The organism is Dyella sp. (assembly GCF_035508675.1).
Lineage (GTDB): Bacteria > Pseudomonadota > Gammaproteobacteria > Xanthomonadales > Rhodanobacteraceae > Dyella_B.
In genome coordinates, this window is sequence record NZ_DATJMN010000222.1 from 1 (window position 1) to 9,895 (window position 9,895).

The window sequence follows — 9,895 nt, forward strand, 5'->3', positions numbered from 1 at the left end:
CGTCGTCATTGTTCGGCAAACACCGCGAAGATGCCCGCGTAGGGCTTGACCATGAAGGTGGGAGCGCCGGCATAGCCGGTGCCGTCGATGTAGAACTGTGAAATGCTGCCATCCAGGTACAGCGCATCCTTGCAGTCGAGCTTGTCGCGGAACAATTGCGCAAATGTGTGGAAATTCACCGGCGACTCGCTCACTGCGAACACCACCTGGTAAGGCGTGCGCGCACATACGCCGCTACGCCACTTGTTGCTGGTGGAGTCGTGCACGAATTGATCGTTGATCTTGTCGTCGATCACCAGCATCGGCCCCGATTGCGTGGCCCAGTCCACCGGCTTGCGATCTGCCTTGAAATCGGTGCTGGTGCGCACGGCGGCATGGCCGTCCCGATAGATGGCGAACACGCCGTTGGGACGGATCGAGAAATTGCCGGCCGCCGGATTGCCGTGGAACAGGTTCAGCGGCACCAGCGTCTTGCCGTTTTCCACGTACAGCCCCAGCGGTGCGTAGGATTGGTCGTAGATGCCTGCATTGGCCGCGAACATCAGCCGCTTGCCGTTCGCTGCGCCCCATTCGCGCAGGCTCTGGATGTCGCCATAGGGCTGGCCGGTGTCTGGATTCTTCCAGTGCAGCGTCAATGCTTCGCGATGCAGGTCCAGACGCACCACCGTGAAGTCCTGTCCCTGGAATGTCACCTCGCGGCTTTCCATCGGCTGCAACTGATTGCCGCATGCGGCCAGCAGCGCTGGCACCCCCAGCAGGGCGAGCAGGCGGGGTGGCAGGCTGCGATGCAACCGCCGGGCGTGGGTGGACGAGCGCATCCGTGGATGGTCGCCGCACGGCCGTGATGGATGCAAGAGCATCCGCAGCGCCTCAGCGCGTAAACTTCAGCTTTGATCTCAGGAAAGGGATGCCCGCCCATGCCCTATACCCCTATCGTCGCCACACTCGGTTACGTGCTTTCCCCGGATCGGCGCAAGGTGCTGATGATCCATCGCAACGCGCGGCCGGACGACCAGCATCTGGGCAAGTACAACGGCCTCGGCGGCAAGATGGAGCCCGGCGAAGACATCGCCGCATGCATGCGGCGCGAGATTCACGAAGAAGCCGGCATCGAGTGCGAAACGATGCACCTGCGCGGCACGCTCAACTGGCCCGGCTTCGGCAAGCAGGGCGAGGACTGGCTGGGCTTCATCTTCGTCATCGACAGCTTTAGCGGCGAGCCTTACACACAGAATCCGGAAGGCACGCTGGAGTGGATCGACATCGACCACCTCATGGAATTGCCGATGTGGGAAGGCGACCGCCACTTTCTGCCTTTGGTGTTCGATCGCGATCCGCGTCCGTTCCATGGCGTGATGCCGTACAAGGACGGGCGCATGCAGTCGTGGTCGTTTACGCGCTTGTGAGCATGCGAGATCGCGCTCGCCAGCGGCGTAGGTTGGCGGTGAGGCAACGCCGAGCCCCAACATCGCCATCTGCATGGCAACGTTGGGGTTCGCTTGTGCTCACCACCAACAGCGCTTGAGTTTGGGCGACCCTCAGGGCGCCTGCCGCACCGCCACCACCGCATTAAGCCCGCCAAACGCAAACGAATTACTCAGCGCGGCACGCACTGTCATGGCGCGCGCGTGATGCGGCACGTAATCCAGATCGCAGGCCGGATCGGGGCCCAGGTAATTGAGCGTGGGCGGCACGATTCCGTCGCGCAGCGAACCGAGCACGGCAATCATTTCCAGCGCACCGGCCGCGCCCAATGCGTGACCATGCATCGGCTTGGTGGATGTCACGGCCAGGCGCGGCGCGTGCGCGCCGAATACGTTGTGGATCGCGCGTGTTTCCGTGCAATCGTTGGCGGTGGTGCCCGTGCCATGTGCGTTGATGTAATCGAAGTCCGCCGCTTGCATGCCTGCATCCTGCATGGCGATCCGCATGGCTGCGGCAGCGCCTGCTTCGGAAGGCGCTGCGATATCGCCGGCATCGGCGCTCATGCCCACGCCAGCCAGTTCCGCCAGGATGGTGGCGCCACGCGCCTGGGCGTTTTCCAGCGTTTCCAGTACGAACATGCCCGAGCCCTCGCCCAGCACCAGGCCGCGTCGCTTGGCGCTGAACGGACGGCAGGTATCCGGTGCCAGCACACGCATCGCTTCCCACGCACGCAATACGCCGAGGGTGATGCAAGCCTCGGTGCCGCCCGCGATCGCCGTATCCACCAGGCCCGCGCGTATCATCATCGCGGCCTGTGCAAATGCATGGTTCGAAGACGCGCAAGCACTCGATACGGCGAAGGTAGGCCCGGTAATGCCGTGAACCATGCTGATCTGGCTGGCCGGCGCGTTGCTCATGATGCGCACGATGCCGAGCGGGTGGAAACGGCTGGCCTGTTCGCCGTAGAGCTTCTGGTACAGCCCCTCGCGGGTTTCCTCGCCGGCGGAGCCGACGCCCACCACAATCGCGCTGCGCGCTGCGCGTTCGCCGCGAAACACCAGGCCTGATTGGCGAATGGCTTCGCCGGCGGCCACCAGCGCGTACTGGCTCAGCGGATCGAGAAACGGCAGCCGCGCCTCATCGATGTACGTGAGCGGGTCAAAATCGTTGATTTCTGCCGCAATCGCATCGTTACGCAGGTATTTCGCATCGATGTGATGCACCGGGCCGATACCGCTGCGGCCCTCGGTCATGGCCTGCCAGATGTCCGGAGCATTGTGGCCGAGCGCGCAGATGCCGCCCATGCCGGTAATCACGATACGTCGCATGCACTCAACCGGATTTCTGCGCCAGCTGGCGCTCCACCGCCTCGATCAGGTGGCCGACGGTGCCGCTTTCGAAGTCGACTTCCTCGTTGGGAAGGTTGATGTTGAAGTGCTCCTCGATGTCGAAGATCACTTCGATGGCATCCAGCGAAGCTACGCCGAGATCTTTCAGCGTCGACTCGGGTTTGACCGTATCGATGCCGATCTTTGCCTGCTTGCTGATGATCTCGAAAACTTCTTGTTGCACATTGCTCATGAAATGACCCCGGTAATCCCCTGGCGGCAAGCCTGACGAAGAGCGTGCGCGTTGTCCATATCGTAACTTCTTGAACACAGCATAGCGTCCACCGCACGCATCGTCGCGTGGATTAGCTAAACCTTGCAGTACGACAATGGCTCAGTCGCTAGCCATGACGCCCGCGGCGCCCTTGGCCTCGGTGGACGTATCGTGCGCCGGATGCGCACCGTTTTCGGCGCAGGCCAGGCATACGATGCCCAGCACGATCACGCCTGCGCCAAACAGCTGCATCGGCGTGAGTGCTTCATGGAACAGCCAAGCGGACGCCAGCATCACGCTGATTACGTCCAGGTGCGAGGCGGCGAATGCCGGTCCGATCGGTGCGTGCTTGAGCAGACTCATCCAGGTGAAGAAGTTGCCGACGTAGCCGACCAGGGCAATGTAGATCCAGGGTTGGCTGACGATGCGCAGCACCCACGCCCAGCTTGCCTGGGGCGGAAACGCATGCACGCCGGTCAATTTGAAGCTCACTTGCACGAGCGTGTCGAACACCAACAGCAGCGCGAAGCCGCCCAGGTAGAAGCGCCAGGTGCGCGCCGTGGTGCTCATCCGGCTGCTCCCACGATCGCCACGCCGGTGCTTACCAGCAGGATGCCGAGAACACGCAGCGGCGTGAGTTTTTCCCTAAACAACAGCCGGCCGCCGATCATGATCGCCACCATGTTGATGGAGGCCAGCAACATGCCCTTGGAGAGAGCGACCAGCGACAGGAAGGCGATCCACGATGCGAGATGCAGCGCATACGCCGAGAGGCCGAGCCACAGCCAGGGGCGGGCGGCCATATGGCGCCAGCGCGCCGCGCCATCGCCGGCATCGGGATCGCCGGCGGCGGCTTTGAAGGCGAGTTGGCCGCAGGTATCCAGTGTCACGTTGACCAGCCACAGCGTGGCGACGAGAAGAGACATGTGGGGTTTCTGCCTCAGGCGACGGCGAGCGCGCCAGGCATGCAGCTCGCGGCTACCTTGGAGAAGAAGTCGGCCGAGCGGTCGATCAGCAGTCGGCGTTCGCGATCGATGGTGATCATGTGATAGCTGTCTTCCAGCAACAGCATTTCCACCGGACCGGATACCGAGCGCGCCACCAGATGGGCGTTCTCGAGGCTGGCCACGTCGTCTTCGGTCGCGTGCGCGACCAGACAGGGCGCGGTGACCTTCGGCAGCTCACCGCGGACCGCCGCGGCCATGTTGTACATCTCGGCCAGCGACGGCCATGGATTGCCCGGCAAGCCGGCTGCCGCGCTGTCGCCGCCCAGCATCAGCCCGGCGATCTGCGCACGCAGGCGTTCGTCGCGGAGGCCGTAGGGTTCATTTTCATGCACCATGCGATGCTTGCCGATACCAAAGCGATGCAGCCACGGCAGCAGGAAGGAGAAGCGGCCGTACCACGGAATCGCCCAACCGTCGTAGCGGAACGTGGCGCCGTATACGCCTACGCCGCGCACCCATTGCGGCCGTTCCGCGGCGAGCTTCAGCGCCAGGATCGCGCCCATCGACAGTCCGCCCACGAACAGGTGGTCCACCTCGTGCCGGAACGTTTCAGCGGCGGCTTCCACGCTGGCGTACCAGTCTTTCCAGCCGGTCGCGAGCAGGTCCTGCACGTCGCCGCAATGACCGGCCAGCTGCATGCCGTAGACGCTGAAACCGGCGCGGTTCAGCCCCTTGCCGACCAGGCGCATTTCGGTAGGCGTGCCGGTAAGGCCATGGATCAGCAGCACGCCACAACGGCCACCTTCGAAGCGGAACTCGACGTTTTGAATCACTAGGGGGCTCGACTGCAGACGCGCGGACAGAATGGTCCTGCAGTGTGTGGGGAGCGGCTTTCTAGCTGCTTTCGGGGTTGGGGCGTGAATCGTCAATCGGGAATCGTAAGAGCGTGGGCTCCGGAGCGCGCAGGTGATCGCTCCTAACTACTTACGATTGACGATTCCCGATTGGCGGCACCACTCAATGCAATCCGCCGAATCGGCTCATCTGGATCGAAACCCCCACCGAACCGGTGGGATGGTCGCAACTGCCGGTGTTCTTCACCACGCTGACTGCGCCGGATTGATAGCTGCCGGTGCCGATATGGCTGCCGCTGACCACGCCCATGCCAAGCTCCCCATGCACCTGCGGCTTGTTGTAGGTGGAGTCGTCGCATGCCGGCACGGCGGCCTGGCCGTTGCCGCGCGCACCGCTGGTATCGCCGTAATAGACGCCTGGCGCCGGGCTGATGGCGGCGGGATGGCCGTTGACGGTCACGCCGCCCTTGCTCTTGCCGGAGGTGCTGCTGGACGAGGCCGGTTGCGCTGCCGTGGAGGCCGCGGCCGGATAGCTTTGATACCCCCCCGGCAACTTCAGGTTCAACGGCTGATTGCCCGTCTGCGCCCATGCAGCGGTGGTCAGGAGAATAGCGGCCAGGGCGGCGATGGCACGGCGTTTCATGAAGGTGCTCCGGAGTTCGTCATGCACATAACGCGCGGCAATGCCTTGCCGTGGACAGGTGCATTCGATGACTTGCGGGCGGATGAAGTTCCTTTAAAGGGTTGGGAATCGTCAATCGTTAAAGGCCAGTCTCTACAGGCCTGCCGCATACCGCTTTTACGATTTCCGATTGACGATTCCCGATTCCCGCACTTATCCCGTCGTCTCAATCCGCTCAACCCGCCGTAAGCCGCGCGGCAGCACGTTGCCGCGCGTGGCGCGATTGCCACCGTACTCGACCAGGTCGGCCCAGCGCAGCGTGAGTTTGCGCTGGCCGGCGTAGAGCGTGATTTCGCCCTTGCCTTCGGTGACGACGGCGACGCCTGCGACGCGTTCATCGCCGCTGCTTAGCTTGGCCTTGGGAATTTCGATCAGCTTGTTGCCCTTGCCCTTGTCGAGTTCGGGCAGTTCGGCTACCGAGAACATCAGCAGATGACCATCGGTGGTGGCGACGACGATGCGATCGCGTGCCGGGTCGGCGCTTACTTGCGGTGCCAGCACGCGCGCGCCATCGCCCAGCGTGATGATCTGCTTGCCGGCCTTGTTGCGTCCGGTGAGCGCTTCGAAGCGGGTCACGAAGCCGTAGCCGAAGTCGGTAGCCAGTACCAGGCGCGTGTCGTTGTCGCCCACGGTCACGGCATCGAAACGCGCGCCGGCGGGCGGCGTGAAGCGACCGGTGAGCGGCTCGCCGTTGCCGCGCGCGGAAGGCAGCGTGTGCGCTGGGGTGGAATAGCTGCGGCCGGTGGAATCGATCACTGCGATCTGCTGTGTCGTGCGGGCCTTCACCGTGGCGAGCAGGCTGTCGCCTTCGCGATACGACAAGCCTTCGGCATCGACGTCATGGCCCTTGGCGGCGCGAATCCAGCCTTTCTGACTCAGCACCACGGTGACCGGCTCGCTCGCTACCAATGCGCTTTCGTCCAGCGCCTGCGCGGCCTCGCGCTCGACCAATGGCGAGCGGCGGTCGTCGCCATACTTGGCGGCATCGGCGCGCAATTCTTCCTTGATCAAGCCCTTGAGTTTGGCAGGGGATTTCAGCAATACGTTGATCTTGGCGCGCTCTTCCTCGAGTTGATCGCGCTCGGCGTTGATCTTCATCTCTTCCAGGCGCGCCAGCTGGCGCAGCCGGGTTTCGAGGATGTAGTCGGTCTGTTCCTCGCTTAGCTTGAAGCGCGCCATCAACACCGGCTTGGGTTCGTCCTCGGTGCGGACGATGCGGATCACTTCATCCAGGTTGAGATAGGCAATGCGCAAGCCTTCCAGCAAATGCAGGCGGCGCTCGACTTTCGCCAGTCGATGGTTTAGGCGGCGCGTGACTGTGTCGACACGGAAGCTCAGCCACTCGGACAGGATTCGCCGGAGGTCCTTCACCTGCGGACGGCCGTCCAGGCCGATCATGTTGAGATTGACGCGGAAGCTCTTTTCCAGATCGGTGGTGGCGAACAGGTGCTGCATCACCTCGTCCACGTCGACGCGGTTGGAACGTGGCACGATCACCAGGCGGATTGGGTCTTCGTGATCGGATTCGTCGCGCAGGTCTTCGATCATCGGCAGCTTCTTCGCGCGCATCTGCGCGGCGATCTGCTCGAGGATCTTCGACGGGCTGACCTGGTGCGGCAGCGCTGTGATCACGATGTTGCCTTCTTCGTGCGTGTACACGGCGCGCGCGCGGATGGAGCCCACGCCGGTCCGGTACATCTGCATCAGCTCGTTGCGCGGCGTGATGATTTCTGCCTGGGTCGGGTAGTCTGGGCCGCGAACGTGTTCGCACAGGTCCGCCACGGTGGCGTCCGGATCATCCAGCAGGCGAATGCATGCGCTGGCGATTTCGCGCAGGTTATGCGGCGGAATATCCGTGGCCATGCCTACGGCAATGCCCATCGAGCCGTTCAGCAGTACGTGCGGCAGGCGCGCGGGCAGCCAGCTCGGTTCCTCCAGCGTGCCGTCGAAGTTCGGTACCCAATCCACCGTGCCCTGGCCGAGTTCCGCCAGCAGTACCTCGGCCAGCGGATTGAGCTTGGATTCGGTGTAACGCATCGCCGCGAAGCTTTTCGGATCGTCGGGCGAACCGAAGTTGCCTTGGCCGTCGATCAGCGGATAGCGGTAGGAGAACGGCTGCGCCATCAGCACCATCGCTTCGTAGCAGGCACTGTCGCCGTGCGGATGGAATTTACCGATCACGTCGCCGACGGTGCGCGCGGATTTCTTCGGCTTGGCGCTGGCGGCCAGGCCCAGCTCGCTCATCGCATAAATGATGCGTCGCTGTACCGGCTTGAGGCCATCGCCCACGTAGGGCAGGGCGCGGTCCAGCACCACGTACATCGAGTAATCGAGATAGGCCCGTTCGGCGTATTCCTTGAGCGGGATCTGTTCGTAATTGGCTTGCAGGGTCATGGAGATAGGACTGCCAGGGGCAACGCCGGGATGGCGGGGTGCTACAACCTGAGAATGGTGCCAGATGGCGAGGTGCTTGGGCTAGAATGCCGCGATCCATTCGCTCCAGGTGAGTCATGCACTATCTACGCACCGCCGCCGTGGTCATGGCCTGCACGTTCATGGCTGGATGCGCGCATTTCGCGGGCCGGCGTCCGTTGCTCGGATATAAGGACAAGGATCATCCCAAGGCGGATACCGCCCTGGTCGTATGCGGCCAGCCGTCCCAATACATCTGCGGCATCACCCGCGTGAACCAGGTCGCCACCTGGGACAAGTTCAACGGCGGCAAGACGCCCTGGGTGCGCGTGTTGCCCGGCAAGCAGGTGATCAAGCTCACGTTGTCCAATGCGCACCAGCTCAACCGCCAGGATGTCACCATCGACAACGTCGAAGCAGGTCATGTGTACCGCATCGACGTGGGTTTCAATGGCGCCATGCTGACGGCGTCGTACAAGGACCTGGGTAAGTTGGATTCGTACACCATCCAGATGCCGCGCTTCCCCTTGAAGCCGAAGTCGATCACGGCGTCGTTCTGACGCCTTAAGTGTTGCCTTAATCCTGCTGCGCGGTTACCCCGATCTTTGCCAGCTGCGCTTGCACGCTATCCGGTCCGGCCAGATGCGCGGCACCTACCGCCACGAACACGGTGGTACCGGGTTGTCTCAGCAGGTCCTTGATCTTGGCCGCCCAATTCTGATTCCGTTGCACGAGCAATTTCTGATAGAGCGCGGGCTCCTGCGTTTTCAGCTCGTCGTTCTCGAGCTTGGCGATGGCGGCGACATCGCCGCGTTTCCATGCATCGACCAGGGACAATAGTTCCGTCTTGTCCTTTTCCACATCGCGCAAGGTGTCACGCAGGAAAGCGATCTGCAGCGAGTCCGGCAGGTCGGCGAGAAAGCGGATCTGCTGTTCGGCCGTTTCCAATCCATAGACCGGTTTGCCGGCGTGCGCCATCTGCGCCTGCAATTGCTTGTCCACGCCGGTGGAAGGATCAAGCCCCGCCTTCATCAAGGGCGCGACCGCCAAGGTCAACGCCGCCAGCCACGGTTTCATCGGTTGCAACGCGGTGGTGCCGCCGGGCAAGCCGGCCAGCTGCGCGGCTTTGGCCAGCGCGGCGTTGTCGCTTTCGCTGAGCAGCGAGGAGAGCGGATGCTCGGTGTCCATGCCATAACGCAGCACCAGCGAGGCCATGGTGCCCTGATCGTCATCGGTCAGCTCGATGTATAGCGACTGGCTTTTCGAAAGAGCCTGCTCCAGCGCGGGAAAGCGCCAGTCCGTGTCGTTCGGCAGCAAATGCACGGTGCCGAACAGATACACCGTGCTGCTACCGTTTTTTACCTGCCACAGCGCCGGATGGGCGAGTGCGTTGTTGCACAGCAGGAAAAGCAGCGAGAACAGCATCCACAAGCGTCGTTTAATCATGGCCAGGACTCAGCGCGGAACGCGATAACCGCCCGGCACGCCGTGCGGACTCAAGGTGAGCTGCCACAGCTGGTCGCGGCGGCTGCGGAAAACAGCGGTGGATACCGACAGGTAGAAATGCCACATGCGGCGGAAGCGTTCGTCGTAGCGGCTGGAAAGCGTGGGCCATGCCGCGTCGAAATTCGCGCTCCAGGCGCTCAGCGTGCGATCGTAGTCCGCACCGAAGTTGTGCCAGTCTTCCACCACGAACAAGCCTTCCAGCGTCGCCGCCACCTGGCTGGCGGCGGGGATCATGGAGTTGGGGAAGATGTATTTCTCGATCCACGGATCGGGCCGCGCGGGCGTGTTGTTGCTGCCGATGGAGTGCAGCAGCGAAAGGCCGTTCTCCTTCAGGCAACGCCGCACGGTCTCGAAATAGGCACGGTAGTTCTTGCCGCCCACGTGCTCGAACATGCCGATCGAGTACACCGCGTCGAACGGCTCGTCGAGCTCGTGGTAGTCCTGCAGGCGGATCTCGATCGGCAGCC

Annotated in this window: 12 protein-coding genes; 2 read left to right on the forward strand and 10 right to left on the reverse strand. The window is 63.0% G+C overall.

The window, feature by feature from the left end; all coding sequences use genetic code 11:
- Positions 1–5 precede the first annotated feature (5 nt).
- Positions 6–818, reverse strand: coding sequence for a phosphodiester glycosidase family protein (locus VMA74_RS11845; RefSeq protein ID WP_325367187.1), 813 nt, complete (start codon positions 816–818; stop codon positions 6–8).
- A gap of 99 nt (positions 819–917) precedes the next feature.
- Here VMA74_RS11845 and VMA74_RS11850 point away from each other — a divergent pair, with 99 nt between their 5' ends.
- On the forward strand, positions 918–1,406 hold the full coding sequence (locus VMA74_RS11850) for an 8-oxo-dGTP diphosphatase (protein WP_325367188.1): 489 nt from the start codon (positions 918–920) through the stop codon (positions 1,404–1,406).
- A 132-nt stretch (positions 1,407–1,538) separates the two neighbouring features.
- Here the strand turns inward: VMA74_RS11850 and VMA74_RS11855 are convergent, their stop codons facing one another.
- From VMA74_RS11855 to parC, 7 genes are all read right to left on the reverse strand, one after another.
- Positions 1,539–2,753 carry a beta-ketoacyl-[acyl-carrier-protein] synthase family protein gene (locus VMA74_RS11855; protein WP_325367190.1) on the reverse strand — a complete coding sequence of 405 codons (1,215 nt, stop codon included), beginning with the start codon at positions 2,751–2,753 and terminating at the stop codon, positions 1,539–1,541.
- Between the two features lie 4 nt (positions 2,754–2,757).
- Positions 2,758–3,006, reverse strand: coding sequence for an acyl carrier protein (locus VMA74_RS11860; RefSeq protein ID WP_325367192.1), 249 nt, complete (start codon positions 3,004–3,006; stop codon positions 2,758–2,760).
- A 141-nt stretch (positions 3,007–3,147) separates the two neighbouring features.
- Entirely contained in the window at positions 3,148–3,597 is a 450-nt protein-coding gene (locus tag VMA74_RS11865; RefSeq protein WP_325367194.1) for a DMT family transporter, read from the reverse strand.
- Positions 3,594–3,953 carry a hypothetical protein gene (locus VMA74_RS11870; protein WP_325367196.1) on the reverse strand — a complete coding sequence of 120 codons (360 nt, stop codon included), beginning with the start codon at positions 3,951–3,953 and terminating at the stop codon, positions 3,594–3,596. The genes VMA74_RS11865 and VMA74_RS11870 overlap by 4 nt, the downstream gene beginning before the upstream one ends.
- A gap of 14 nt (positions 3,954–3,967) precedes the next feature.
- Positions 3,968–4,807, reverse strand: a complete 840-nt coding sequence (locus tag VMA74_RS11875; RefSeq protein ID WP_325367198.1) for an alpha/beta hydrolase — start codon at positions 4,805–4,807, stop codon at positions 3,968–3,970.
- A gap of 184 nt (positions 4,808–4,991) precedes the next feature.
- On the reverse strand, positions 4,992–5,471 hold the full coding sequence (locus VMA74_RS11880; protein WP_325367200.1) for a hypothetical protein: 480 nt from the start codon (positions 5,469–5,471) through the stop codon (positions 4,992–4,994).
- A gap of 192 nt (positions 5,472–5,663) precedes the next feature.
- Complete coding sequence (gene parC / locus VMA74_RS11885) at positions 5,664–7,904, reverse strand: DNA topoisomerase IV subunit A (protein WP_325367202.1); 2,241 nt, start codon at positions 7,902–7,904, stop codon at positions 5,664–5,666.
- A 116-nt stretch (positions 7,905–8,020) separates the two neighbouring features.
- Here parC and VMA74_RS11890 point away from each other — a divergent pair, with 116 nt between their 5' ends.
- A complete protein-coding gene (locus tag VMA74_RS11890; RefSeq protein WP_325367204.1) occupies positions 8,021–8,482 on the forward strand; it encodes a hypothetical protein in 462 nt (153 codons plus the stop codon).
- Between the two features lie 16 nt (positions 8,483–8,498).
- Here VMA74_RS11890 and VMA74_RS11895 read toward each other — a convergent pair whose 3' ends face one another.
- Positions 8,499–9,368 carry a TraB/GumN family protein gene (locus tag VMA74_RS11895; RefSeq protein WP_325367206.1) on the reverse strand — a complete coding sequence of 290 codons (870 nt, stop codon included), beginning with the start codon at positions 9,366–9,368 and terminating at the stop codon, positions 8,499–8,501.
- Between the two features lie 9 nt (positions 9,369–9,377).
- A partial coding sequence (locus tag VMA74_RS11900; RefSeq protein ID WP_325367208.1) for a class I SAM-dependent methyltransferase occupies positions 9,378–9,895 on the reverse strand: 518 nt, incomplete at its 5' end.

Coding starts and splice junctions, on each gene's coding strand:
- VMA74_RS11845 (WP_325367187.1), bottom strand. CDS start 818: ATGCGCTCGTCCACCCACGCCCGGCGGTTGCATCGCAGCCTGCCACCC.
- VMA74_RS11850 (WP_325367188.1), top strand. CDS start 918: ATGCCCTATACCCCTATCGTCGCCACACTCGGTTACGTGCTTTCCCCG.
- VMA74_RS11855 (WP_325367190.1), bottom strand. CDS start 2,753: ATGCGACGTATCGTGATTACCGGCATGGGCGGCATCTGCGCGCTCGGC.
- VMA74_RS11860 (WP_325367192.1), bottom strand. CDS start 3,006: ATGAGCAATGTGCAACAAGAAGTTTTCGAGATCATCAGCAAGCAGGCA.
- VMA74_RS11865 (WP_325367194.1), bottom strand. CDS start 3,597: ATGAGCACCACGGCGCGCACCTGGCGCTTCTACCTGGGCGGCTTCGCG.
- VMA74_RS11870 (WP_325367196.1), bottom strand. CDS start 3,953: ATGTCTCTTCTCGTCGCCACGCTGTGGCTGGTCAACGTGACACTGGAT.
- VMA74_RS11880 (WP_325367200.1), bottom strand. CDS start 5,471: ATGAAACGCCGTGCCATCGCCGCCCTGGCCGCTATTCTCCTGACCACC.
- parC (WP_325367202.1), bottom strand. CDS start 7,904: ATGACCCTGCAAGCCAATTACGAACAGATCCCGCTCAAGGAATACGCC.
- VMA74_RS11890 (WP_325367204.1), top strand. CDS start 8,021: ATGCACTATCTACGCACCGCCGCCGTGGTCATGGCCTGCACGTTCATG.
- VMA74_RS11895 (WP_325367206.1), bottom strand. CDS start 9,368: ATGATTAAACGACGCTTGTGGATGCTGTTCTCGCTGCTTTTCCTGCTG.